23 protein-coding genes are annotated in these 22,571 nt (G+C 62.5%); 12 read left to right on the top strand and 11 right to left on the bottom strand.

Translation table 11 applies throughout. The annotated features are described in order from the left end of the window. Window positions 1–65: 65 nt before the first annotated feature. The gene (locus tag ACT6QH_RS03135) at window positions 66–572 is read right to left on the bottom strand and encodes a tyrosine phosphatase family protein (RefSeq protein ID WP_444973352.1); all 507 of its coding nucleotides are present in this window, start codon (window positions 570–572) and stop codon (window positions 66–68) included. Next, the gene (locus tag ACT6QH_RS03130; protein ID WP_444973402.1) at window positions 569–1,132 is read right to left on the bottom strand and encodes an HD domain-containing protein; all 564 of its coding nucleotides are present in this window, start codon (window positions 1,130–1,132) and stop codon (window positions 569–571) included. Before ACT6QH_RS03130 ends, ACT6QH_RS03135 begins: the two co-directional genes overlap by 4 nt. Before the next feature lie 243 nt (window positions 1,133–1,375). Between ACT6QH_RS03130 and ACT6QH_RS03125 the strand changes: the two genes are divergently transcribed. The 3 genes from ACT6QH_RS03125 (at window position 1,376) to ACT6QH_RS03115 (ending at window position 2,807) form a co-directional block, all read left to right on the top strand. Then, entirely contained in the window at window positions 1,376–1,936 is a 561-nt protein-coding gene (locus tag ACT6QH_RS03125) for an NUDIX hydrolase (RefSeq protein WP_444973351.1), read from the top strand. A gap of 133 nt (window positions 1,937–2,069) precedes the next feature. Further along, window positions 2,070–2,420, top strand: a complete 351-nt coding sequence (locus ACT6QH_RS03120; protein WP_444973401.1) for a TIGR02301 family protein — start codon at window positions 2,070–2,072, stop codon at window positions 2,418–2,420. Between the two features lie 114 nt (window positions 2,421–2,534). After that, a complete protein-coding gene (locus ACT6QH_RS03115; RefSeq protein ID WP_444973350.1) occupies window positions 2,535–2,807 on the top strand; it encodes a hypothetical protein in 273 nt (90 codons plus the stop codon). Window positions 2,808–3,034: 227 nt separating this feature from the next. On the opposite strand, the gene ACT6QH_RS03110 is transcribed toward ACT6QH_RS03115, so the two are convergent. From ACT6QH_RS03110 to ACT6QH_RS03095, 4 genes are all read right to left on the bottom strand, one after another. After that, window positions 3,035–5,101 (bottom strand): hypothetical protein, encoded by a 2,067-nt coding sequence (locus ACT6QH_RS03110; protein ID WP_444973349.1) that lies wholly within the window; start codon window positions 5,099–5,101, stop codon window positions 3,035–3,037. Then, window positions 5,098–7,986: a DUF4159 domain-containing protein gene (locus ACT6QH_RS03105; protein WP_444973348.1), complete on the bottom strand. Its 2,889-nt coding sequence runs from the start codon at window positions 7,984–7,986 to the stop codon at window positions 5,098–5,100. The genes ACT6QH_RS03110 and ACT6QH_RS03105 overlap by 4 nt, the downstream gene beginning before the upstream one ends. Beyond that, on the bottom strand, window positions 7,986–8,885 hold the full coding sequence (locus ACT6QH_RS03100) for a DUF58 domain-containing protein (RefSeq protein ID WP_444973400.1): 900 nt from the start codon (window positions 8,883–8,885) through the stop codon (window positions 7,986–7,988). The genes ACT6QH_RS03105 and ACT6QH_RS03100 overlap by 1 nt, the downstream gene beginning before the upstream one ends. 116 nt (window positions 8,886–9,001) lie before the next feature. After that, a complete protein-coding gene (locus ACT6QH_RS03095; protein WP_444973347.1) occupies window positions 9,002–10,003 on the bottom strand; it encodes an AAA family ATPase in 1,002 nt (333 codons plus the stop codon). A 246-nt stretch (window positions 10,004–10,249) separates the two neighbouring features. Here ACT6QH_RS03095 and ACT6QH_RS03090 point away from each other — a divergent pair, with 246 nt between their 5' ends. Genes ACT6QH_RS03090 through ACT6QH_RS03075 form a run of 4 tightly spaced genes read left to right on the top strand, consistent with a single transcriptional unit; the run spans window position 10,250 to window position 13,147 of the window. Then, window positions 10,250–10,906 (top strand): DUF1285 domain-containing protein, encoded by a 657-nt coding sequence (locus ACT6QH_RS03090; RefSeq protein WP_444973346.1) that lies wholly within the window; start codon window positions 10,250–10,252, stop codon window positions 10,904–10,906. 38 nt (window positions 10,907–10,944) lie between these two features. After that, window positions 10,945–11,601: a CoA pyrophosphatase gene (locus ACT6QH_RS03085; RefSeq protein ID WP_444973399.1), complete on the top strand. Its 657-nt coding sequence runs from the start codon at window positions 10,945–10,947 to the stop codon at window positions 11,599–11,601. Further along, window positions 11,601–11,861: a DUF6111 family protein gene (locus ACT6QH_RS03080; protein WP_444973345.1), complete on the top strand. Its 261-nt coding sequence runs from the start codon at window positions 11,601–11,603 to the stop codon at window positions 11,859–11,861. The genes ACT6QH_RS03085 and ACT6QH_RS03080 overlap by 1 nt, the downstream gene beginning before the upstream one ends. 2 nt (window positions 11,862–11,863) lie before the next feature. After that, entirely contained in the window at window positions 11,864–13,147 is a 1,284-nt protein-coding gene (locus ACT6QH_RS03075; RefSeq protein WP_444973398.1) for a CCA tRNA nucleotidyltransferase, read from the top strand. 100 nt (window positions 13,148–13,247) lie between these two features. Here the strand turns inward: ACT6QH_RS03075 and ACT6QH_RS03070 are convergent, their stop codons facing one another. The 3 genes from ACT6QH_RS03070 to ACT6QH_RS03060 all read right to left on the bottom strand — a co-directional run bounded on the left by ACT6QH_RS03070 (window position 13,248) and on the right by ACT6QH_RS03060 (window position 15,193). Next, the gene (locus ACT6QH_RS03070) at window positions 13,248–13,481 is read right to left on the bottom strand and encodes a YodC family protein (protein WP_444973344.1); all 234 of its coding nucleotides are present in this window, start codon (window positions 13,479–13,481) and stop codon (window positions 13,248–13,250) included. A gap of 179 nt (window positions 13,482–13,660) precedes the next feature. After that, window positions 13,661–14,611, bottom strand: coding sequence for an oxygen-dependent coproporphyrinogen oxidase (gene hemF / locus ACT6QH_RS03065; protein ID WP_444973343.1), 951 nt, complete (start codon window positions 14,609–14,611; stop codon window positions 13,661–13,663). A gap of 114 nt (window positions 14,612–14,725) precedes the next feature. Then, the gene (locus ACT6QH_RS03060) at window positions 14,726–15,193 is read right to left on the bottom strand and encodes a tRNA (cytidine(34)-2'-O)-methyltransferase (protein ID WP_444973342.1); all 468 of its coding nucleotides are present in this window, start codon (window positions 15,191–15,193) and stop codon (window positions 14,726–14,728) included. A gap of 207 nt (window positions 15,194–15,400) precedes the next feature. Between ACT6QH_RS03060 and petA the strand changes: the two genes are divergently transcribed. From petA to ACT6QH_RS03040, 4 genes are all read left to right on the top strand, one after another. Further along, window positions 15,401–15,967 carry a ubiquinol-cytochrome c reductase iron-sulfur subunit gene (petA, locus tag ACT6QH_RS03055; RefSeq protein WP_444973341.1) on the top strand — a complete coding sequence of 189 codons (567 nt, stop codon included), beginning with the start codon at window positions 15,401–15,403 and terminating at the stop codon, window positions 15,965–15,967. Window positions 15,968–16,006: 39 nt separating this feature from the next. After that, the gene (locus tag ACT6QH_RS03050; protein ID WP_444973340.1) at window positions 16,007–17,281 is read left to right on the top strand and encodes a cytochrome b; all 1,275 of its coding nucleotides are present in this window, start codon (window positions 16,007–16,009) and stop codon (window positions 17,279–17,281) included. A 20-nt stretch (window positions 17,282–17,301) separates the two neighbouring features. Further along, window positions 17,302–18,141: a cytochrome c1 gene (locus ACT6QH_RS03045; RefSeq protein ID WP_444973339.1), complete on the top strand. Its 840-nt coding sequence runs from the start codon at window positions 17,302–17,304 to the stop codon at window positions 18,139–18,141. A 190-nt stretch (window positions 18,142–18,331) separates the two neighbouring features. After that, entirely contained in the window at window positions 18,332–18,868 is a 537-nt protein-coding gene (locus tag ACT6QH_RS03040) for an adenine phosphoribosyltransferase (protein ID WP_444973338.1), read from the top strand. Window positions 18,869–18,924: 56 nt separating this feature from the next. Here the strand turns inward: ACT6QH_RS03040 and pncB are convergent, their stop codons facing one another. After that, window positions 18,925–20,217, bottom strand: coding sequence for a nicotinate phosphoribosyltransferase (gene pncB, locus ACT6QH_RS03035; RefSeq protein ID WP_444973337.1), 1,293 nt, complete (start codon window positions 20,215–20,217; stop codon window positions 18,925–18,927). Window positions 20,218–20,469: 252 nt separating this feature from the next. Continuing rightward, complete coding sequence (locus ACT6QH_RS03030) at window positions 20,470–21,330, bottom strand: alpha/beta fold hydrolase (RefSeq protein WP_444973336.1); 861 nt, start codon at window positions 21,328–21,330, stop codon at window positions 20,470–20,472. A 199-nt stretch (window positions 21,331–21,529) separates the two neighbouring features. On the opposite strand from ACT6QH_RS03030, the gene ACT6QH_RS03025 reads away from it, so the two are divergent. Beyond that, the gene (locus ACT6QH_RS03025) at window positions 21,530–22,555 is read left to right on the top strand and encodes a patatin-like phospholipase family protein (RefSeq protein ID WP_444973335.1); all 1,026 of its coding nucleotides are present in this window, start codon (window positions 21,530–21,532) and stop codon (window positions 22,553–22,555) included. Window positions 22,556–22,571 lie beyond the last annotated feature (16 nt).

Genomic DNA, 22,571 nt, shown 5'->3' with positions numbered 1-22,571 from the left:
CAAAGGGTATCAGGGCCGTGTTGAACAGTCCTGATATGGGAACTGCCCCGGCACGATGCGAGGGTTCAGCCCAAGGGAAGGTGGAAGGGCGTGCCTTCATAGGCATCCGCGCCCCGGCCAATGGCGTTTATGGCCTTCACCATGCGGCCCTCCCGTTGCAGCAATGTATCCGCCAGGGCCACGATGCGCGGGTTGGGCGTTGCAGAGGGAGAGGCCCGCCGAAGCCACAGGGCAAGCTCCATCTCATCGGCATCCGGCCTCAGCGCGCATTGTGCCGCATAGGCGGCCGCCGTAGACCGGGAAATGCCCGCGAAGCAATGGATCAGCAGAGGTGTTTGGCGCGGCCAGGCGTGCGTGAAATCAAACAGTGCCTGCACATGCGCCAGACCGGGCACAACCAGCCCCTCTGTTTCCTCTGCGATATCATTGAAGTTCAAGGTGAGGTGGTTTTCAGGATCAATCCGGGGAGGGCGGATCACCTCCATATTGTGATTGATGAGGCTGATGACATGGCGCGCGCCGCTTGCCTCTATTGTTTCATGCAGGCGGGCGAGAGAGCAGACATGGATCATGGCTGAAGCGCCTCGAAGCGTTGCAGAAAGCGGGTTTTCGCTGTTTGCGCGGTCCATGGTTCAAGATAGTCGCGCTCATCGGCCGGGTCGAGATGGGGCGGGCGACCGAAAATGGTTTTGGCTTCCGCGGGGGAGAAGCCTGCCAGATGAATGGCCTCGAAATAGGCCGAGGCCCGATCGGCGGCCTTGATGGTCCGCTCCAGCGTGGCGGGCCAGTGCGCGGGCAGAGAAAAGCGCATGGAAATGGCGGCCAGAAGCCGGGCTTCCACACCCTTGTAATCATCGCCCAGCACGGCCTTGAAGGGGGAGATCATGTCGCCGATGACATATTCGGGTGCATCATGCAGCAGGGCGCAGAGCAGCCAGCTGCGTTCGGTTTCCGGATGCGCCCGGCGCACCAGAAATTCTGTCAGGAGGGAATGCTGGGCGACGGAATAGATGTTGTCGCCATGGGTCTGCCCGTTCCAGCGGGCCACGCGGGCCAGCCCGTGGGCGATATCCTCGATCTCGACATCCAGCGGGGAGGGGTCCAGCAGATCCAGCCGACGGCCGGAAAGCATGCGTTGCCAGGCACGCGGTGGCTTGCGCGATGCGGATTTGCGGACGGGGCCCGACTTGGTGGTGGTTCTGGATGTTCCGGCTTTTGCGGGTGCGGCTGTCACGAATCGCATGCTCCCTGTGTGAGGGGAAGTTAGGCTCTCATGCCGATGCGACAAGGGCGGTGTTTTCCGCATGGGGACGGCTTGTGGATGATGGGCTGGATGAGCTCCATAACGGGACGGAAGCATCGCGATGAGAGGAACATGATGAGACAGGGGGCGGAAAATCCTTCTGCTGGCGGTGGTGTTCGCCCGGTTGTTGCGGCCAGTATCGCGGTGTTTCGGGGCCCGCATGTGCTTCTGGTGCGGCGGGGTTCCGCATCAGGGTGTGACAATGCGGGGCTGTGGAGCCTGCCGGGCGGCAAGGTTGAGCCGGGTGAAACCGTGGCGGATGCAGCCCTGCGCGAATTGCATGAAGAGGTGGGGGTCGAGGCTGAAATCACCGGCCTGGCGGCCGTTCGGAATGTTATCTTGAGGGATGCATCCGGCCGTTTGACGGCGCATTATGTGGTGGTAGCCCATGCCGCCCAGTGGCGCAGGGGCACGCCGCAATGCTCCGGGGAGGCGCAGGAGGTTGGCTGGTTTCTGCCGCAGGAGATTTCCGCCCTGCCAGCGACAGAAGGGCTGGCGGAGGTGGTGGTCGCCGCCTGTTGTCACGCTCAGGCTCCCGAGCCGGGGCGTCTGGACAGAAGAGGTGCTGCCATGGCGCTTGACCCTTCCGCTGAGGGCGCGCACCACAACCCATATGACAGAACCAAGCTGTGAGACAGACAAGCGCATGTGGCATGGCCTGATGTCCCGAAGCTTTCGCGCCCTGTGGTGCGCATTGCGCCACGGCTTGGCCATTTGTGTACTGGGCGGGGCCCTGCTCGCCGGGCTTCAGGGGAGTGCCCCGGCCATGGCCGAAACCGCACCGGTGCCAGATGCCTCGAAGGGGGGCGCGCCGCCTTATGATGATGAACTCCGCCGGCTCGCGGAAATTCTGGGTGGTCTGCACTATCTGCGCCCGCTGTGTGGCGCGAAGGGGGAAGATCAGCGCTGGCGCGACGAGATGACAGCTCTGCTGGAGGCGGAGCAGCCTCCGGCCCATCGCCGGGGGCAATTGATTGCCAGCTTCAACCGGGGTTATGCCGGTTTTGCAGATGTTTACCGCAGTTGCACCCCTTCCGCCCGGCTGGCCGTGCAGCGCCATTTGAAGGAGGGCGCTCACCTCGCTCACGAGGTTGTGGTGCGTTATGGCGGAAACTAGAAGTGGTTCTGTCTGTACGGCCATTAACCCTTTGGTAAGAACTGACGCGAAGAGCGTGGATGAACGTGCTACTGAGATCCTGCGTCGACGCTGTAGCGTGTCCGGAGGCCAAACGTGTCAACATTGCCCATTTCCGCCATTGACCTTCCCGATATCGCCGATATGGCAGCCGACGAACGTCTCGTCGCGCTGACCTATCTGAACGATGCCTGGGTGGAGGCCGTGCGCGACGGGCTGGAAGAGGATTGCCTGGTTCAGGCTGCCCTGTTCACGGCGCTGCGCAGCCTCGTGGCCACCTATGGCGAAGAGCCCAGCGCCGATTATGTCTCCCGCCTTGTGGAGCGCGTGCGTGCGGGGGATTACACCCTGATTGGCCAGCGCCACTGAAGCTGCGCCACTGAAGGCGTAGTCCGCGCATTGGCCATCGCCACCGGCCAGCCCTGAAAAGGGTGCGTGTCGGGGATGCGCTCAGTACTGAAAAATGCAGGGTGGGCCTCACTGCGGTGGAGGCCCTTTCTGCGTTTGCGGTGCATCTGTATCAGCGGCGAGAGAAGGGCGGAAGCGCAAGCCCCTTTTGCCCCAGAGGCTCTTTTGCCTCAAGAGGCACCTTGCGCTCAGCGCCCTTCGCGCACCCATGTCGCCGCCAGAAGGCCCAGTACGATGAGAAGGCCGGATAGCCCAGCAAAAAGAGGCATGAGGCTGATGCCCCGCACTACGGACACATCCCGTGTGGACAGGCCCATCCATTCCGAGCCGGCCATGCGGCTGGCGGAGGACATCTGAACCAGCCGCGGCAATACGCCGTCGCGTTCCGCCAGCCGCCACACTCCGCCGCCGGTTGCTTCCACAAGAGGCGCCACCACTTGCGTGGTGCTGGTAACTTCGGCGAATTCCTTCGGGTTCAGCGGGCCGATATTGGCCAGAGCGGTCAAGTCGCCATTCTGCGCCCGCCACAGGCCGGGCAGATCTGCCGGGGTGGTGGCGCGCCACAGGCCGGGGCTGGCCTCCTTCAGTTCCAGCGTGCGGGTTTTACCCGTGGGGGTGGTGATCTGCGCGGGCGGTGCGCTGTCTTCCATGGTTTGGCGCTCCACCACCAGATCCGGGCCGGACATGGTGAGCTTCAGGCGCTCTTCTTCCAGATCCGGTTCCTTCATCAGCCAGTGCGAGAGGCGGCGCAGCAGTTCCACATGCGGCCCGCCCCCTTCATACCCACGGGCCCAGAGCCAGATCTGATCGGTGAGGATCTGCCCCACACGGCCTTCACCAACATGATCCACCAGCAGTACGGATTTCTCGCCGGGGGCCGCCATGAGGGATGTGCCGGAGCGCGGTTGAGTGTCAATCACCCGGAAGAAACGGCTCCACCGGGGGGGCTCGCTGGTGCTGCCGGGCAGATCCCGCGTGACGGGGTGGCGTTTGCCGGCACGGGTGAGCCGGGCATGGAAGGGCTCTTCCGTCACCGCGCCGGAAGGCACGGCCGGCAGAACCTCTTCCAGCGGGGAATAATAGAGCGAGCCATAATCGGCATAATCCTGCCCGGAGGCCACCAGCAACGCCCCACCACCCTGCACATAGCGGGCGATATTGTCGAAATAGGCCAGAGGCAGAATGCCCATCTGCGCATATCGATCAAAGATGATGAGGTCGAAATCATTGATCTTGGTCTGGAACAGTTCGCGTGTGGGAAAGGCGATCAGCGACAGCTCATTCAGCGGCGTGGCGTCCTGCTTCTCCGGCGGCCGCAGAATGGTGAAGTGCACCAGATCCACATTCGCATCGCTTTTCAGCAGGTTGCGCCATGTGCGTTCGCTGGCCGTGGGCTCGCCGGAAACCAGAAGCACCTTCAGCTTGTCCCGCACGCCATCAATGGAAAGCGCGGTGCGGTTGTTCACCTCGGTCAGCTCACCGGGGACAGGAGGAACTTCCAGCTCCACAATGTTCGGGCCGGCATGGGTGATCTCGACCCGCACGGTAGCAGTTTCGCCCGCCGTCACGGTGCGGCGCGCCACCACCTCGCCATCACGGCGAATGGTGACAGGCACGCGCGCGCCGGGTGGCAGGCCCTCATCCAGCACTTTGTAGGTGATGGCTTGCTCCTGCCCCACAATGCCGAAGCGGGGTGTCTTTTCCAGCGTGATGCGCCGGTCCTTTTCGTCCTTCTGCCCGGTGATGAGGGCGTGGATAGGAGCGCTGAAACCCAGATCCTCCACCCGCGCGGGCACATCATGCACCCGCCCGTCCGTGATGAGAATGGCCCCGGCCAGCCGCTCGGGCGGCACATCGGAAAGGCCGGTGCCGAGGGCAGAGAACAGCCTTGTGCCATCTGCCGCGCCGCTGCGCCCATCCACGGTGAAATGGCGTACCTCCACGCCGGGCAGGGCGGCAAGGGCGCTGTCCAGCGCCTTGCGCGCCGCATCCGTCTGGGCGCGGCGGTCGCCGAAGGTCTGGCTCGGGCTGTCATCCACTACCACGGCGACGACGGAGCTGAGCGGTTCGCGCTTTTCCTCGGTCAGCGAGGGGTTGGCCAGCGCCAGAAGCCCGGCGGCCATGGCCAGTGCCCGCAGGCCCGCCCCGCGTGTGCGCCGCACCAGCAGCAGGCCGGCCAGCAACACCGCCAGCAAGGCCAGTGCGCCCAGCACCTCCCATGGCACGAAGGGAAAGAAGGACAGGCCGTAATTCATTGCCCCAGCCTCTTCAGCAGCGAAGGCACATGGACCTGATCTGCCTTGTAGTTTCCTGTCAGCACATACATCGCCATGTTGGCGCCGGCACGAAAGGCCATCTCCCGCTGGCGCGGTGCGCCCGGTGTGAGGGGCAGAAGCGGCACGCCATCCTCACCTACCGCCCATGCTCCGGCCAGATCATTCGAGGTGATGATGATGGGCGAAACCCCATCACCCGCCCGCGCGGGACGATCCTCGGCCTCTTCCAGCGTTTCCGGCAGGGCTTCCACCCATGTGGTGCCGCCGGTGAAACGGCCGGGAAAATCCCGCAGCAGATAGAAGGCTTTTGTCAGTACATGGTCGCGCGGAATGGGGGTGAGGGCGGGAATGTCGAGGCTGGAGAGAATCTCGCGCAGCCGGGCACGCGCCGGTGTGAGTGGCATGCCTGGCTGGTCTGCCCCCTCAATGGCGTCGCGCGTGTCAAACACGACTGTGCCGCCCTGTTTCATATAGGCATCCAGCCGCGCCAGAGCCTGTGGAGAGGGCGGGGGTGCATCCGGTGAAATGGGCCAGTAGATGAGCGGGAAGAAAGCCAGTTCATCGCGCTCCAGATCCACACCCATGCTGTCACCGGGCATGATGGCGGTGCGCTGGCGCAAAAAGCTGCCCAAGGCATCAAGGCCCTGACGCGAAATGTCATCCACCGCCGCATCCCCCGTGCGCACATAGGCGAAACGGGTCTGGCTGGTGGCCTGCGTGGCGAAGGCATTGGCTTCGGTGGCGGGTTTTGTCGAGGTGGTATCTGTCGCCGGCAGTTGCTGCGCATGCGCCGGAGCTGCGGGCCACAGCGTGGCGTTGCCTGCCACCAGAAGGCCGGCCAAAAACAAGGCCGCGACATTGCGCCCGCCTCGCCGGGAGAGACCACCGGTGAGCCACAATACGGCCAGAGAATCCAGCAGCACCAGCAGCATGATGGCCAGAAGAACTGGCCCGCGCAGATCCTGTGGCGTCCCGCTTTCAACCGCCTCAACCCTTGCGCCGAGAGCTGTGAAATCCAGCAGAACAGGCTGCGCATCCGGGCCCAGCGTGTTCACCGCCACCAGAGATTCCGGCGGCCCATAGAAGCCGGGCGGATGGTGGGCGCTGGCCTCGCCGCGAAAATCTGCCGGAATGGCGCGCGCCAGAGGGCCGGGCGTGGTGAAAGCGCCGAAACCATCCAGCACCTGCCGGGGGGCAAGGGGCGGGGCGGCCGGTGCATTCTGGGTATTCTGCGCGGCGTCAGGGCTTTCCGGGGGGGCTGCGGGCGGCGTATCCGCCAGCGTGATGATCTTGCGCAGCATGTCTACAAATGTGCCGGAAAGCGGCAGGCTGGACCAAGAGGCATCTGCGGTGACATGAAACAGCACCAGCGCGCCCTTGCCGATGCGTCGCCCGGTGACAAGCGGCGTGCCATCGGCCAGCGTGGCCCATGTGCGCTCACGCAATGTGCCATCCGGCTCGGCCAGAACCTGCCGGCGCACGGTGACGTCACCCGGCACGTGAAGCTCATGGAAGGGGCCTTCCGCCGGCAGGGCTCCCAGCTTCTGCGGTTCTTCCCAGGAGAGGGAGCCGCCCAGAACACGCCCGCCATGGCGCAGGCGCACCGGCAGAAGGTCATCACGCGTATTGGCCAGCCGCGGGCCGGAAAAGCGCACCAGAACGCCACCCTGTTCCACGAAATGCTGAAGCCGCGCCCGCGTGGCTTCAGGAATGGTGCCGACATCGGTGAGGATCAGAATGGGCAGGCGCTCATCCAGAAAGCGGTTGATATTATCCGTCGCCGAACCGGTCTCAGCCACGCGCAGGTCTGCATAGGGGGCAAGGGCGCGGGTAATGTAATAGGTGGGCGCAAGCAGAGGCTGGCCTCTGTCCGTGCTGGTGCCAGAAATGACGCCCACCGTGCGTCGCCGTGCGTTCCTGTCCAGCAACTGCACCGCGCCGGCAGAGCGTTCGCCGGCAATCTCCAGCCGGGTGATGTCGTTGCGCATCTCAACCGGCAGGGTGAAACGGGCTTCGGTCCCTGTCACGCCTTCCCCCAGCGAGAAGGGGGCCTCTCCCAGAAGGAGGCCGCGCCGGTCTTTCGCTTCCACCTTGCCGTTGCGGGGCAGGGAGGCCGCGCCGAGCGGACGCAGAACCTTCACCGTCAGCGCATCCGTCGCATTATGAGGGGCGGCCAGCGCCAGAGGTGTGGGCAGCCCGCCGCTGATGACCTGAGCGCGCTCATCTTTCAGCACGGCGAGGGCGCTGGAAGGTGTGGCGTCCGTCGCGGCATCCACGCCATCGGAGAGGAAGACGAGGCTGGCCTCAGGCGTTGCGGCCAGAATATCCGCGGCGCGGGTCAGTGCCTCCTGCCGGGGCGGGGCATAGGGCAGGGGGGCGAGCGAGCGCAGCCTGTCGCGCGTGGCGGCAGGGGTCAGCAGGGTCGTGTCACGCGGCACATCGCCGGTGGGCAGAAGGGCGATGCCGCGCCCCTGTTGCTCGGCGGAATCAACAAGCGCATGGGCGGCGGACATGCGGGCCTGCCATTGGGCGGCGGCGGCCCAGCCTTGATCCACCACCAGCACCAGCGGGCCGGAGGCTTTCGTGCCGGCTGGTGGCGGGTTCCAGATGGGGCCGGCGGCCGCCAGAACCAGCAGCGCTGCCAGGAGCAGGCGCAGGGCGGTGAGCCACCAGGGTGAACGGGAGGAGGTTTCCTCGCGCGGAGATAGGCCAAACAGCAGACGCGTGGGCGGAAAGCTGATATCGCGCGGGCGCGGTGGCACCACGCGCAGCAGCACCCACAGGGCCGGCAGCAGCAGCAGGGCGGCCAGCAGCGCCGGGGTGGTGAAACCAAGGGGCAAGGCGGAAAGAGGCAGGCCGAACATCAGGCGCGGCCCTCCTTCACATGGCTTGCGGCCCCGCCGGGTTGCCCCAGACGGGCATAGAGGGCCAGCAGCACTTCACTCGCGGGCCGGTCTGTCCGGTGAATCAGGAAGCTCCACCCTGCGCGCATGGCTGCCCGGCGCAGGGTTTCACGGTGCTCTTCCAGCTTGAGCTGATAGGTCTCGCGCCAGCTTTCGGCACGACCCACCACAATGTCCCCCCCGCCTTCCGGCTCATGAAAGGTAATGCGGCCGGAGAAGGGGAAGCTCTCCTCGGCCGGGTCCACCACCTGCACCACATGGCCGCGCGCGCCAGAGGCGGCAAAATGGCGGATGCGGGAAAGGGTTTCTTCCGCCGGGTTCCAGAAATCGCCCAGCAGCACCATTTCTGCGCGCGGGCCGGGGGCAAAGGCGGGCGGCAGGCTATCCTGACCCCGGCCCTTTTGCAGATTCAGCAGCAGTGCCCGCGCCATGCGTTGCATGATGTGATGGCTGGCGGTGGGGGCCATCTGTTCCGGCAAGCCCACCCGTTCGCCGGCCTTCACCATCAGTTCGGCAAGGGCGAGCGCCAGCAGCAGGGCGCGTTCCGCCTTGGGGGCATGACCACGCGAGGCATAGTCCATGGAGGTGGACAGATCCGGCCAGAGCCACACCGTATGGGCGGCCTCCCATTCACGCTCGCGCACATAGAGATGATCGTCCCGCGCGGACCGTCGCCAGTCCACACGCGCGGCCGGTTCGCCATCCAGAAAATGGCGATACTGCCAGAAGGTCTCGCCCGTGCCCGCGCGTCGGCGGCCATGCAGGCCATGCTGCACGCTGGCGGCAATGCGCCCGGCCTCCATCATCAGGCGCGGCATGGCGGCGGCCAGATGCTGGGCGCGTTCGGAAGCTGTGCGCAGGCTGTTGGCGTGGCGGCTGGCTGCCTCCTGAAAATCCGGGGGCTGCGTGGCGTCTGGCGGTGTGGGCTGTGCGGCCAAATCCGGCGTGCTCTCTTCTCAGGGTCTCAGGCGTTGCTTCAGCCCAGCCGGGCGGCGAGGCGGTGGATGATGGTATTGACGTTTCCACCCTCCGCACGGGCCGCGAAGGACAGCGCCATACGGTGCTTCAGCACCGGGGCGGCGAGCGCGATCACATCATCCACGGAGGGTGCGAAACGCCCGTCCAGCAGGGCGCGGGCGCGCACCGCCAGCATCAGCGCCTGGCTGGCGCGCGGGCCGGGGCCCCAGGCGATCAGTTTTTGTTCGGGGTTTTCTTCGCCGGGGCGGGCCGAGCGTACAAGGGTGAGAATGGCCTCCACCACCGATTCACCCACCGGCATGCGGCGCACGAATTGCTGAATCTCCATCAACCCGTTCACATCCAGCGCCGGTTCGGCCTTGCGTTCCTGCGCTCCGGTGGTGGCGAACAGGATGCGCTTTTCAGCTGCCCTGTCGGGATAATCCACGTCGATCTGCATCATGAAACGATCAAGCTGAGCTTCCGGCAGGGGGTAGGTGCCTTCCTGCTCCAGCGGGTTCTGTGTGGCCAGCACATGGAAGGGGCGCGGCAGATCATGGCGCACACCGGCCACCGTGACGTGATATTCCTGCATGGATTGCAGCAGGGCGGACTGGGTGCGCGGCGAGGCGCGGTTGATTTCATCGGCCATGAGCAGGCGGGTGAAGACCGGGCCCTGAATGAAGCGGAAATGGCGGCGGCCATCCTCGCCTTCCTCCAGCACCTCAGAGCCCAGAATGTCGGATGGCATCAGGTCCGGCGTGAACTGCACGCGCCGGCTGTCCAGCCCCAGCACGGTGCCCAGCGTTTCCACCAGCTTGGTCTTGGCCAGGCCCGGCACGCCCACCAGCAGCGCATGGCCGCCGGAAAGAAGGGTGACAAGCGCCTGTTCCACAACATCATCCTGCCCGAAGATGATCTCGCCAATGGCCGCATGGGCCTTCTGCATGGCATCCGTGGCGGCCTGTGCATCGCGGATCAGCTTCTGATCGGTGTCATGAGTCTCGCCGGCAGGCACCATCAGGCCTTCTCCTTGCTGTAATCTGTATCATGGCCGGGGCCATGGGGCGGAATGGGCAGGCTCGTCGCCAAAAGCGGCAATATCACGCCCTGTTCGTTCCCGCGCCGGTTTTCTCTCTTCAGATAAGGCCGTTGGCCTCGCCCCGGCCACCAAGAATGCGTACGATGGTGTTGAAGACAAGTTGATGCCGCCTGTCTGGTTGCACAATGGCGCGCCAGCAGGCCCTTCATGTGGATGGTTGGTTTCATGGTTGCTGTATCTGGCGAAGAACACACGACAGAACAAACCGAAGCGGCGCCTTCGCGCCTTGATGCGCTGATGGCGGCGGTGCAGGCGGCGGGTACGCGCGGCCCGGCTCCGGTTCATCTGTGGAATCCGCCGGATTGCGGTGAGATGGATTTGCGGATCGCGGCCGATGGCCGCTGGTACTATATGGGCAGCCCCATTGGTCGTCAGGCGCTGGTGCGTCTGTTCGCCTCCGTTCTGGCGCGTGAGGGTGAGCGATATGTGCTCAAGACGCCGGTGGAGAAAATCGGGATTCAGGTGGAGGATGCCCCGTTTCTGGCCGTTGAGCTGGCGGTGGAGGAGGGGGCGGAGGGGCCTGTACTGGTGTTCCGCACCAATCTGGACGATGTGGTGCGCTGCGGGCCGGAAAACCCGATGCGCTTTGCGCCCGGCGGCGCGCCGGGTGAGTTTCGTCCCTATGTGCTGGTGCGTAACGGGCTGGAAGCCCGGCTGACCCGCGCCACGGCTTTCGATCTCGTCGCCCGTGGTGAGGTGCGCGATGTGGAGGGCGTCGGCATGTTCGGCGTTGCCTCCGGCAGCCTGTTCTTCCCCATCATGCCGGCGGCGGAGTTGGACCGGCTGACCGGAGTGGATGCTGGCCCGGTGGGGGCGGGATGAGCGCGGTGCGGGATAATCTGCCCGCGCCGGAGGATGAGATGTGGCTGAACGCGCCTGAAGGTTCCGCCCTTGCGGATTTCCTGTCGCGCGCTCACACGCATCTCTCCCATACGCCGCCGCCGCCCTATTCGCCGGATGCCTTTCACCGGCTGAACGGAGATCACGCCATATCTCCCCTTCCGGGGCAGGGTGCGCCGGCGAATATGCCGCGCAAGGCTGCTGTTCTGGTGCCCATCATGGCGCGGCCAGAGCCGACGGTTCTGCTGACCTTGCGTTCGGCGCATCTGTCCCACCATGCCGGGCAGGTGGCCTTTCCCGGTGGCCGGATGGACCCGGAGGATCGTGATGAACAGGATGCCGCCTTCCGCGAAGCGTGGGAAGAGGTGGGGCTGGAGGCCCGTTTCATCCGTTCGCTTGGCTATATGGAAGGCTATCTGTCATCCACCGGCTACTGGATCGTGCCGGTGGTGGGGCTGGTGAACCCTGCCTGCACACTCACGCCCAACCCTTCCGAAGTGGATGAGGTGTTTGAAGTGCCGCTGAAATTCCTGATGACGCCGGCCAATCATGAGCGCCACTCGCGTGAATGGCAGGGTACGCTGCGCCATTATTATGCCATGCCCTATGAAGGGCGGTTCATCTGGGGGGTGACAGCCGGAATGCTGCGTAATCTTTATGAACGGGTTTATGCCTGATGTGGCGTCAGATTCTGTTGCAAACCACCCTGTTTCTCACACCCTTCGTGCTGTATGGCGCGCTGCTTCTGGCCACGAAGGGTTCCGTGGTGCCGGCGCACTGGTCTCCGCGCGTACTGGCGTTTCTGGGCGTTGTGGCGCTGGCCCTGATGGTGGGCGGGCTGATGCTGTTTGAGAGCGGCAACAGCGCCCCGGCCGGCACCCGCTATGTGCCGGCTGAAGTGCGGGATGGCGTCTTCATTCCGGGGCGTTTTGAATGAGCATGACAGATCAGGGCCGGATTGTGCCTGGCATGCTGGCGGATGCGGCTTTCTGGGCGCGTCCGGGGCTGGGGCGGTTGCTGGCTCTTCTGAACCGCGATGGCGAGGAAGCCCGCGTGGTGGGGGGCGCTGTGCGCAATGCGCTGATGGGCCTTGAGGTTGCGGATGTGGATATCGCCACCACAGCCTTGCCGCAGGAGGTGGTGCGGCGCACCACGGCTGCGGGCATGAAGGCCGTGCCTACCGGCCTTGCCCATGGCACCATCACCGTGGTGGTGGAGCACACGCCCTATGAAGTCACCACCCTGCGCGAGGATGCGCAGACCGATGGTCGCCATGCCGAGGTGGTGTTCGGCCGGGATTGGGCGCGGGATGCTGCGCGGCGGGATTTCACCATCAATGCGCTTTACGCTACCCCTGATGGTACGGTGAGGGATCTTGTTGGCGGTCTTGCGGATATTCCTTCCCGGCATGTGCGCTTTATTGGGGATGCGCATGAGCGCATTCGGGAAGATTATTTGCGTATTCTGCGCCTGTTCCGTTTTCACGCCACCTATGGCGCTGGTGCGGTGGATGTGACGGCACTGCGCGCCTGTGAGCATGAGCGCGCCGGGCTGGTGCGATTATCCCGAGAGCGGGTGGGCGCGGAAATGCGCAAGCTGCTGATCGCGCGTGGCGCGGTTTCAACATTGCAGACCATGAGTGACAGCGGGCTGTTGCAGCCCCTTCTGGGGGGTATAGGCGCATTGGCGCGGCTGCGCCGGCTGGTGACACTGGAAACGGAATGGGGGGCCAAGGCGGATGCGATGCGCCATCTGGGCGCGCTGGCCCTGTGGACACGGGCAGATGCTCTGCGCCTGCGGGAGCGGCTGAGGCTCTCCAATACCGAGGCCCGGCAACTGGACGAAATGGCTGGCCCTGTGCCGGATCTTGCTGGGGCCTCAGCCCGACGGGCCTTTTTTTATGCGGTGGGGCAACAGGCCGCGCAAGACAGGGCCTTGCTGGCCGCCGCGCGCTTTGATGCGACGGAAAGCACACTCCGGCATCTCAGGGAGGCGTTTCATGAGGCGGGAGATTGGGTGCGCCCGCGCCTGCCTGTCACCGCAGCAGATTTGATGGCGCAGGGCCTGAAGCCTGGGCCGGATCTGGGGCGGGCGCTGAAGCAGGTGGAGCAAGCCTGGGTCGAGGCGGATTTCCCCATGGCTCCAGACGTACTGGCGCGGCTTGTCGCGCAGGAGCTGGCGAATCTGTCCATGTCGCCGGAGCGGGTATCTGCGCCCGGTTGATGGTTTCAATGACATGCTGGCAATGAAAAAGGCGATGGCACTTGTGTCCACCGCCTTTGCCTTCAGCTTTTCACGTTATCCGTACCGTGGAACGGAACGTTCAGTCCTCATCCGCATCGGAATCATCGGCATCGGAATCATCGTCATCGTCGTCGTCATCGAATTCGGTGAGATCGAGCGTTTCCAGAGCGATGGTGGGGATGGTGTGGGTGCGGAATTCGGCGATATCGTCGCTGTACCACACAACGCTGGCATGGCTGCCTTCCACCGCAACAACGGTGAGAGCAGGGCTGCCAGACTTGAGCTGGACAACTTCTCCCGGTTCAAACGCCATGATTGGTCACTCCCGGATGGGGCTGGGCCCGTTGATGTCGCAAGGAGCCATAGCCGGGTTTGGTGACGCCACGATCACAAGACCAACAAGCCTTGCCCCAAAGCGTCGGGCCTTGACGGCTCAAGAGTTGGGGCCCCCGCCGGAAAAGGCAAGACACAAGGCCGGGATGTGTTTTCGCCTCAGGGCCATTTCACCACGGGTGGCATGGAGGAGAGGATGGAATCAACATTGCCGCCCGTTTTCAGGCCAAACACGGTGCCGCGATCATACAGCAGGTTGAATTCCACATAGCGGCCACGGCGGACAAGCTGCTCTTCACGCTCCTGCTCATTCCAGGGTGTGTGCATGTTGGCGCGCACAAGGCGGGGGTAGATATCCAGAAAAGCAAGGCCGACATCACGGGTGAAGGCGAAATCCTCCTCCCATGTGCCTTTGCCATCGCGGGCGCTGTCCAGATAATCATAAAAAATACCGCCGGTACCGCGCATCTCATTGCGGTGCTTCAGGAAAAAATAGTCGTCGCACCATTTTTTGTAGCGCGGATAATCCGCCACCTTGTGAGGCGCGCAGGCAGCATGCATGGCCTCGTGGAAGGCCACCGTATCCTTGTCCACCTGGGTGCGTCGGGCGCTCAGCACGGGGGTGAGATCCGCCCCGCCGCCGAACCAGGCCTTGCTGGTCACCACAAACCGCGTGTTCATGTGCACGGCAGGCACATGCGGATTCGTCATATGGGCAATGAGGGAAATGCCGGAAGCCCAGAAACGCGGATCTTCACTCGCGCCGGGAATCTGGCCCCGGAATTCAGGCGCAAACTCCCCGAAAACGGTAGAAGTGTGCACGCCCACCTTTTCAAACAGCCGTCCGCGCATCAGCGCCATGGTGCCGCCGCCGCCGGGCTGGCCGCTATGGTCTGTACGCTGCCAGGCGCGAGGCTCGAAGCGTCCGGCCTGTTGACCATAAAGGGCCGGGTCCGCCTCGTCTTCCAGCGTTTCGAAAGCGGAGATGATGCGCTGTTGCAGATCCTCGAACCAGGCGCGGGCTGTCGCCTTGCGCTGTTCCAGAACGGCGCTGGAGATGGAGGTCGCCGGCTGGGGTTCTGCTTCGGGGGTCTGCGTCGCGGCTGTCATGACATTCCTGTTCCGGTGGGCGCGCGTTTCCAAAAGCGCAGTCTGCTTTGTGTCGCGCCCGAGCGGGAAAGGCAAATCCGGCGTGGGGCGGGATCAACTCCCGGATGGTGGTATCTACGGAAGGGGAGAGGGAAAAGCGTCAGTCTGTCGCAGGGCCTCGCCCAGAGCCATCGCCGCGCTGACTGCCACATTCAGTGAGCGCTGGCCCGGCTGCATGGGAATGAGCAGCCGCGCATCCGCCACAGCATGGACAGAATTCGGCACGCCGGCCGATTCCCGCCCAAACAGGAGAATATCATCCGGCCGGAACGAAAAATTCGTATAAGGCTGCCCTCCCGTGGTGGTGAAGAGCACAAGTCGCCCCGAAGCCTTGCTGCGCCAGCTTTCAAAAGCCTCGAAGCTGTCGTGACGGTGCCAGTCCACAGTGTCGATATAGTCCATTCCGGCCCTGCGGAAGCTGGCGTTTCCGACCGGAAAGCCTGCCGGCTCAATGATATGCACGGGCACCCCAAGGCATGCGCCGGTGCGCAGACAGGTGCCCGCATTCTGGGCGATATCGGGGCAATAGAGAGCGAGAATCATATCCTGTATCCGGCTGAACGCCCTTTTCCGGGCGGGGATAAGCCAAACTCTGTATGCTAAATGACGCCCTGCCGCATCGCCATGATCTGGACAAGATGGGGAGAGGGTGCAATTAGAGGCCCTCGAAGGTGGCGACTTAGGCTTCACAGAGCCGCCATATTCGCGCCCGTTCGGCCCCGCAGCTGTGGTGTCGCGCTGGGTGCGCGAATGGGCGGACGATCAGGATCAGGAATTTACGCCGTGGCACATTCGCAGACCTCGCAGACTCCTCAGACTTCGCGTCGGGATTTTCTTTACATCGCGACGGGCGCAGTGGGCGCGGTTGGTGTCGCGGGCATGGTGTGGCCCTTCGTGTCGCAGATGCAGCCCGACGCCTCCGTGCTGGCGCTCTCCACCACCGAGGTGGATCTCTCGCCTGTTTCGGAAGGGCAGATGATTACCGTGCAGTGGCGCGGTAAGCCCATTTTCGTGTTCCACCGCTCGGCCAAGGAAATCGAGGCCGCGCGTGAAGTGGATGTCGCCAAGCTGCCCGATCCGCAGTCCGACGCCGAGCGCGTGAAGGAAGGCAAGGATGAGTGGCTGGTGGTGATCGGTATTTGCACGCATCTGGGATGTGTGCCGCTCGGTCATCAGGGGGCTTATGGCGGCTGGTTCTGCCCGTGCCATGGCTCGGTCTATGACACCTCCGGGCGTATTCGCCAGGGGCCGGCCCCGCTCAATCTTGAGCTGCCGCCTTATAACTTTGTCAGCGACACCTCGATCGTGATCGGCTGACGCGCGCGCGTCGCCTTAAATCAATAAAAGGTTGGACCCATGGAAGGACACTCAACCTACGAGCCCAAGGGCAAGGTTGCGCAGTGGTTTGAAAGCCGTCTGCCGATCGTGGGGTTGGTTCATTCTTCGGCCATCGCTTACCCGGTGCCGAAGAACCTCAATTATCTCTGGACCTTTGGCGCGATCCTCAGCTTCATGCTGGTCTGTCAGATCGTGTCGGGTATCGTGCTGGCCATGCATTATGTGGCTTACGCCCCGGTGTCTTTTGCCCGGGTCGAGCACATCATGCGTGATGTGAGCTATGGCTGGCTGCTGCGCTATATCCACGCCAACGGGGCCTCGATGTTCTTCATCGCGGTCTATATCCACATTTTCCGCGGCCTCTATTACGGGTCCTACAAGGCCCCGCGTGAGGTGTTGTGGATTCTCGGCCTCATCATCTACCTGCTGATGATGGCGACCGCCTTCATGGGCTATGTGCTGCCATGGGGCCAGATGTCCTTCTGGGGCGCCACCGTGATTACCAACCTGTTCTCCGCCATTCCGGTGGTGGGCCCGGTGATCGTGGAATGGCTGTGGGGTGGTTATTCAGTGGGTGATCCCACGCTGAACCGCTTCTTCGCCCTGCATTATCTCGTGCCCTTCATGATTGCCGGCGTGGTTGGCCTGCATATCTGGGCGCTGCACCATGTGGGTCAGGGCAATCCTGACGGTATCGACGTGAAGGACATGAAGAAGGACACCGTTCCCTTCACGCCCTATGCGACGATGAAGGATATCTTCGCCATTGTGGTGTTCCTGATCTTCTTCTCATGGTTCATCTTCTACATCCCCAATTATATGGGGCATTCGGACAACTATATCCCGGCCAATCCGATGTCGACGCCGGCGCATATCGTGCCTGAATGGTACTTCCTGCCCTTCTACGCCATTCTGCGCGCGGTGCCGGACAAGCTGGGCGGCGTGCTGGCCATGTTCTCGGCCATCGTGGTGCTGGCGTTCCTGCCTTGGCTGGATACCTCGAAGGTACGTTCGGCGCGCTATCGCCCGCTGTATCGTGTCTTCTTCTGGATCTTCGCCATCGTGGCCGTGGGCCTTGGTTATCTGGGTGCCATGCCGGCGGAAGGCATCTATGTGATCCTGTCGCGGATCTTCTCGGTCTATTATTTCGTCCACTTCCTGGTGATCTTGCCGTTGCTGGGCTTCATCGAGAAGCCGAGGCCCATGCCGGCCTCCATCAATGATGCGGTTCTGGCCCGGTCCAAGGGTGGGGCAACCGTAGTCGCAGGGGCAGCCGCCCCGGAGACGAAGTGAGCCGGTGCGGAGAGAAGCAGATGAATATTCGTAAGATTCTCTTCGGTGTGGCTGGTGCGGCGCTTCTGGCAGCCGCACCGGGGCTCTCCGCCCAGGCGGCGGGAGGCGGTCACGGCCCTGAACGCATGGAATGGTCCTTCGCCGGCCCGTTCGGCATGTACGATCAGGCCCAGCTCCAGCGTGGATTCAAGGTGTTCAAGGAGGTTTGCTCCTCCTGTCACTCCGCCGATTTTCTCGCCTTCCGCAATCTTGCCCAGCCCGGCGGCCCCGGTTTCACCGAGGATCAGGCCAAGCAGATTGCCAGCGAGTATCAGGTGCAGGATGGGCCGGATGATGCCGGTGACATGTTCGAGCGGCCTGCGCGCCTCTCGGATCACTGGCCGGCCCCCTTCCCGAATGAACAGGCCGCGCGCGCATCCAATGGTGGCGCTCTGCCGCCGGATCTTTCGGTGATCGCCAAGGCACGCTCCTACCATGTGGGCTTTCCGGGCTTCATCACCGATGCGTTCATTCAGTATCAGGAGCATGGTGTGGACTATATCCACGCCCTGTTGACCGGATATGAGGATGCGCCTGAAGGTGTGACGGTGCAGCCCGGTCTGCACTACAATCTGTATTTTGCGGGCAATCAGATCGCGATGCCTGCCCCGCTCAGCGATGAGCTGGTAGAATATACAGATGGTTCGCCCATGACGGTCGAGCAGTACTCTCAGGACGTGTCCGCCTTCCTGATGTGGGTGGCGGAGCCGCATCTGGAAACGCGCAAGCGCATTGGTTTCCAGGTGATGATCTTCCTCATCGTGCTGGCCGGTCTTCTCTACTTCACGAAGAAGAAGATCTGGAAGAACGTCGCGCACTGATGCGGCCGGCTGGTTCTCGGCCACCGCTTGAGCCGGTTTCCGGTTCTGGGCTGTGCTTGGGGCAGAGCTGGAATAAACAGATCAAAGGGCCTGCGGGCCCTTTTTTCATGGCTGTTTTCACAGCCGCCCAAGGCCGAACGGTTCATGAAGGGCGCCCCTGGGACAGGGGCTCAGCTCGGAAAGGAAGCAGATGACGCAAAATGAATTTGCCGCGACAATCCGGGCGATTCCCGATTATCCGCAGCCGGGCATCATCTTCCGCGACATCACGACATTGCTGAGTGATGCCAGAGCTTTTCGCCGCGCTGTCGATGAATTGGTGCAGCCTTGGGCGGGCGCGAAGATTGACAAGGTTGCAGGTATAGAGGCGCGGGGCTTCATTTTGGGTGGCGCCGTGGCGCACCAGCTTTCATCCGGCTTTGTGCCCATTCGCAAGAAGGGCAAGCTGCCACATGAAACCGTGCGCATGGCCTATACGCTGGAATATGGCCAGGACGAAATCGAGATGCATGTGGACGCCATCAAGCCCGGTGAACGTGTGCTTCTCGTGGATGATCTTCTGGCCACGGGCGGCACCGCAGAAGGGGCTGTAAAACTGCTGCGCCGGTGTGGCGCTGTTGTAGAAGGAGCCTGCTTTGTGGTGGAGCTGCCGGATTTGGGTGGCGACAAGCGGCTGGAGGCCTTGAATGTGCCAATGCGCAGCCTTGTCAGCTTCGCCGGCCACTGAGAGGGGCATATAGCATAGCCCACTGCAATCGCCGGACGGGCAGTGGGCCTGTGCCTTCAGACCATTTGCGGGCGGGCGGTCATCTTTCCGATGCCGAAGACGCGCATGTAACGTTGCACTTCTTCAGCCGGTCCCATGGCCTTTGTGGGGTTGTCCGAAATTTTCACAGCCGGGCGACCATCAGCTGAAACCACCTTGCAGACAATTGAAATGGGGTCCAGAGCCCCATCGGGCACAAGGCTGCGAAAATCATTGGTCAGCAATGTGCCCCAGCCGAAGCCGAGACGGATGCGCCCCTCAAAGGCCTGATTGATGCGCGCCACCTCGTTCACATCCAGTGCATCGGAAAAAATGAGAAGCTTCTGGCGTGGGTCCTGCCCTCTGGTCTGCCACCAGCGAATAGCTTCTTCTCCACCTTCCAGTGGGTCTTTGCTGTCAATTCTCATGCCGGTCCACTGCGCTACCCAATCTGGCGCCTGTTCCAGAAAGCCGGTGGTGCCATAGGTGTCGGGCAGAATGATTTTCAGGTTGCCATCATAATCTTGCTGCCAGTCCTCCAGCACCTTGTAGGGAGAATAGCGCAGGGTTGCTTCATCTTGTGAGAGAGCGGCGTAAACCATGGGCAGCTCATGGGCATTGGTGCCTGTGGCCTCCACCTCTCGCTGCATGGCCATGAGGCAATTGGATGTGCCCATGAAGCCATCGCCCAGCCCCTCTATCAGCGCTTGTACGCACCAGTCCTGCCAGAGATAGCCGTGACGGCGGCGGGTACCAAAATCTGCGATATTGATGGGCCCGAGGGTGCGAAGGAACTCTACCTTCTCCCACACCCGCGCCATGGCGCGCGCATAGAGAATTTGCAGCTCAAATTTGCCAAGACTTCTGAGCACGGCGCGCGAGCGCAGCTCATTGATGATGGCCAGGGCGGGAATTTCCCACATGGTTGTTTCCACCCATGGCCCCTCGAAGGTCAGCTCATACTGGCCGTCATATGCTTCAAGGTGGTAGGCAGGAAAACGAAAATTCTCTAGCCAGGCGATATATTCCGGCGAGAACATCTGGCGTTTGCCATAGAACATGTTGCCACGCAGCCAGGTGGACTCTCCCCGGCTGAGAGAGAGCGTACGCACATGATCCAGTTGTTCGCGCAACTCTCCGATATCGACAATATCAGCCACCCGCACGCGCGTGGTGCGGTTATGGATGCCGAAGGTGACGCGCGTTTCCCGATGGCGATGAAAAATCATCTGTCCCATCAGGAGTTTGTAAAAATCGGTGTCGAGCACCGAGCGCACGATGGGGTCTATCTTCCAGGTGTGGTTATAGACGCGCGTGGCAATATCGGTCATGTGCCCTCCCGGAAGGCACGGCGGCAACTCAGTTTAAGCAGCCGCTATCGCGTGCACTTACGGTTTTGTTTCCAGGTGGCGCGTCTGCGCGCGCCTGCCCACCTTGGGAGATCGGCGGAAGCATTGCCTCCGCCGGATACCACACAGCAATGGCATTTCTTGAGCCGGAATACCAGAGACAGCATGTCATCTGCCGTTACGGAAGATGAGAATATCGCGCATTTATAACAATCGTGTCCGTTCTTCTGTCTATTAACGGGGCAGGCCACCGAACCAGGCATTGTAATGTCCGGCGAACAGCTCTGGAGCTTCCAGATTCATGGAATGGCCCACGCCGGGTACGGTCACGAGGCGGCAATCGGGCATATGGCTGGCCATATAGCGCAGGTCCGTTTCCTCGATGAGGTTATCCTTCATGCCCCACAAGACGAGATGCGGGTGATGGAGCTGGTTCATATGCGCTTTCAACCAGCCGGTGCGCGCTTCCACGGTGAGAGCATAAGGCGTGCCGAACCAGATGCCATCGGAGACTGAAAAAGCCTGATCGACAATTTTTTCAAACAGCCCGGCACGTGCGCCGACATCCGGGCGCAGACGAGCGGCGCCGGATGTCAGGCTTTGGGGCTCAAAAAGGCTGATCGCGGTCATGGCCATGACCTGGCGCGTGAGAGTTTTGCTCATCTTCATCTGTCCGAAAAAGGCAGCCTTGTCGGGCGGGAAGATGAAGCTTTGCGGTGCGACAGGATCCAGAGCCAGAACCCGTCCAAAGCGTTCGGGCTGCTTCAACAGCATCCGGCTGGAAATGATACCGCCGGTGGAGTGGGTGGCCAGATGGCAGAAGGGCACATCCAGCGCATCCAGAACACCCAGCATGTCGTCGGCGTGGCGCGCTATGGAATAATTGGAGAAATCCGGCAGGGGGGCGGGCTTGTCGCTATCACCGCAGCCGCGCCAATCCACCGCAATGGTACGGATGCCTTTCGCAAAATGGGGGGCCGCCAACTCGATCCAGTCCTTGCTGGCAAGATTGCCATGAATGAAGAGCACAGTTACATCGCCGCGCCCCCACTCACGCCAGGCAAATTCCAGATTGCCGACTTTGACCCGTTTCATTTTGTGCTCCTCGCGCCCTGACGCATTTGCAACGCAGCGAGTGTATCCGTGCGGACGAAATGAAGTCCATCATTCCGCCAGCATAATGCTGCGCAGCACTCATTATTGCTGCATTGCAACAAAAATGATGCGATAGCAATGGGCGGAAACAGTCTGTGCAAGTGTGTGCCAAGGGGCGGCCCCAGGAGAAAGAGCAGTCATGCACAAAGAGCGTGTGGTGGTGAACCTGGCCTTGCAGGGTGGTGGCTCTCACGGGGCCTTCACATGGGGGGTGCTGGATCGGCTTCTGGAAGAAGAGTGGCTGGAGATTGAGGGGGTATGCGGCACCTCGGCCGGCGCGATGAACGCCGCCGTTCTGGCCGATGGCTATGCTGCGGGTGGGCGGGACGGCGCGCGAAAGGCGCTGGACAGCTACTGGCGCCATGTATGGGAAGCCGCGCAGTTCAGCCCTTTTCAGCGCACACCTCTGGAGCGCATGATGGGGCACTGGTCTCTGGAGCAGTCTCCCGGATATCTATTCGTGGATTTCATGACGCGGATGTTCTCGCCCTATCAGTACAATCCGACAGGGCAGAATGCGCTGGCGCCTATTTTGGATCGGCAGATCAATTTTGAGCGTTTGCGTACATCGCCGATCAAACTTTTCATCACAGCCACAAATGTGAGGACAGGCCGACCGCGGATTTTCCGCAATGCTGAAATCACGCCAAATGTGCTGATGGCTTCGGCATGTCTGCCGGCTCTGTTTCAGGCGGTGGAGATTGATGGCGACCCGTATTGGGATGGCGGTTATTCGGGTAACCCCACTCTGACGCCTCTCGTGACGGAGCTGGATTCCGATGACACGATTCTGGTGCCGGTGAACCCGTTACAGCGGCAGGGAACGCCGCGGACCCCGACGGAAATTCTGAACCGGCTCAATGAAGTGTCCTTCAATGCCGTGCTGGTGAAGGAGCTTTACATGATTGACCTGCTACAGCGGGCAGCTGGCGGGGCCGGCGATAATCATGAGGCGGCAGACTGGGCGCGCATGCGCATCCATGTGGTTTCCAACCCGGTGATGAATGCGCTGGATTTCTCATCCAAGCTGAATGCCGAGCAGGCATTTATTGATTGGCTGAAGGCGGAGGGCCGCAAGGCAGCGGAGGGGTTCTTGCAGCAGCATGGCACCCATCTGGGGCAGGCTTCCAGCGTGAAGTTTGAGGATCTTCTGGCACAGCTTTGAGAGGCATCAGCCTCGG

This window comes from Haloleucobacter albus, assembly GCF_052492075.1.
This window is presented reverse-complemented; position numbering and strand designations above follow the sequence as displayed.

What these genes read in the sequence shown, in the direction of transcription:
- ACT6QH_RS03135 (WP_444973352.1), bottom strand. Translation starts at nt 572, where the DNA reads ATGATCCATGTCTGCTCTCTCGCCCGCCTGCATGAAACAATAGAGGCA.
- ACT6QH_RS03130 (WP_444973402.1), bottom strand. Translation starts at nt 1,132, where the DNA reads ATGCTTTCCGGCCGTCGGCTGGATCTGCTGGACCCCTCCCCGCTGGAT.
- ACT6QH_RS03125 (WP_444973351.1), top strand. Translation starts at nt 1,376, where the DNA reads ATGATGAGACAGGGGGCGGAAAATCCTTCTGCTGGCGGTGGTGTTCGC.
- ACT6QH_RS03120 (WP_444973401.1), top strand. Translation starts at nt 2,070, where the DNA reads ATGGCCGAAACCGCACCGGTGCCAGATGCCTCGAAGGGGGGCGCGCCG.
- ACT6QH_RS03110 (WP_444973349.1), bottom strand. Translation starts at nt 5,101, where the DNA reads ATGAATTACGGCCTGTCCTTCTTTCCCTTCGTGCCATGGGAGGTGCTG.
- ACT6QH_RS03105 (WP_444973348.1), bottom strand. Translation starts at nt 7,986, where the DNA reads ATGTTCGGCCTGCCTCTTTCCGCCTTGCCCCTTGGTTTCACCACCCCG.
- ACT6QH_RS03095 (WP_444973347.1), bottom strand. Translation starts at nt 10,003, where the DNA reads ATGGTGCCTGCCGGCGAGACTCATGACACCGATCAGAAGCTGATCCGC.
- ACT6QH_RS03090 (WP_444973346.1), top strand. Translation starts at nt 10,250, where the DNA reads ATGGTTGCTGTATCTGGCGAAGAACACACGACAGAACAAACCGAAGCG.
- ACT6QH_RS03085 (WP_444973399.1), top strand. Translation starts at nt 10,945, where the DNA reads ATGTGGCTGAACGCGCCTGAAGGTTCCGCCCTTGCGGATTTCCTGTCG.
- ACT6QH_RS03080 (WP_444973345.1), top strand. Translation starts at nt 11,601, where the DNA reads ATGTGGCGTCAGATTCTGTTGCAAACCACCCTGTTTCTCACACCCTTC.
- ACT6QH_RS03075 (WP_444973398.1), top strand. Translation starts at nt 11,864, where the DNA reads ATGACAGATCAGGGCCGGATTGTGCCTGGCATGCTGGCGGATGCGGCT.
- ACT6QH_RS03070 (WP_444973344.1), bottom strand. Translation starts at nt 13,481, where the DNA reads ATGGCGTTTGAACCGGGAGAAGTTGTCCAGCTCAAGTCTGGCAGCCCT.
- hemF (WP_444973343.1), bottom strand. Translation starts at nt 14,611, where the DNA reads ATGACAGCCGCGACGCAGACCCCCGAAGCAGAACCCCAGCCGGCGACC.
- ACT6QH_RS03060 (WP_444973342.1), bottom strand. Translation starts at nt 15,193, where the DNA reads ATGATTCTCGCTCTCTATTGCCCCGATATCGCCCAGAATGCGGGCACC.
- petA (WP_444973341.1), top strand. Translation starts at nt 15,401, where the DNA reads ATGGGCGGACGATCAGGATCAGGAATTTACGCCGTGGCACATTCGCAG.
- ACT6QH_RS03050 (WP_444973340.1), top strand. Translation starts at nt 16,007, where the DNA reads ATGGAAGGACACTCAACCTACGAGCCCAAGGGCAAGGTTGCGCAGTGG.
- ACT6QH_RS03045 (WP_444973339.1), top strand. Translation starts at nt 17,302, where the DNA reads ATGAATATTCGTAAGATTCTCTTCGGTGTGGCTGGTGCGGCGCTTCTG.
- ACT6QH_RS03040 (WP_444973338.1), top strand. Translation starts at nt 18,332, where the DNA reads ATGACGCAAAATGAATTTGCCGCGACAATCCGGGCGATTCCCGATTAT.
- pncB (WP_444973337.1), bottom strand. Translation starts at nt 20,217, where the DNA reads ATGACCGATATTGCCACGCGCGTCTATAACCACACCTGGAAGATAGAC.
- ACT6QH_RS03030 (WP_444973336.1), bottom strand. Translation starts at nt 21,330, where the DNA reads ATGAAACGGGTCAAAGTCGGCAATCTGGAATTTGCCTGGCGTGAGTGG.
- ACT6QH_RS03025 (WP_444973335.1), top strand. Translation starts at nt 21,530, where the DNA reads ATGCACAAAGAGCGTGTGGTGGTGAACCTGGCCTTGCAGGGTGGTGGC.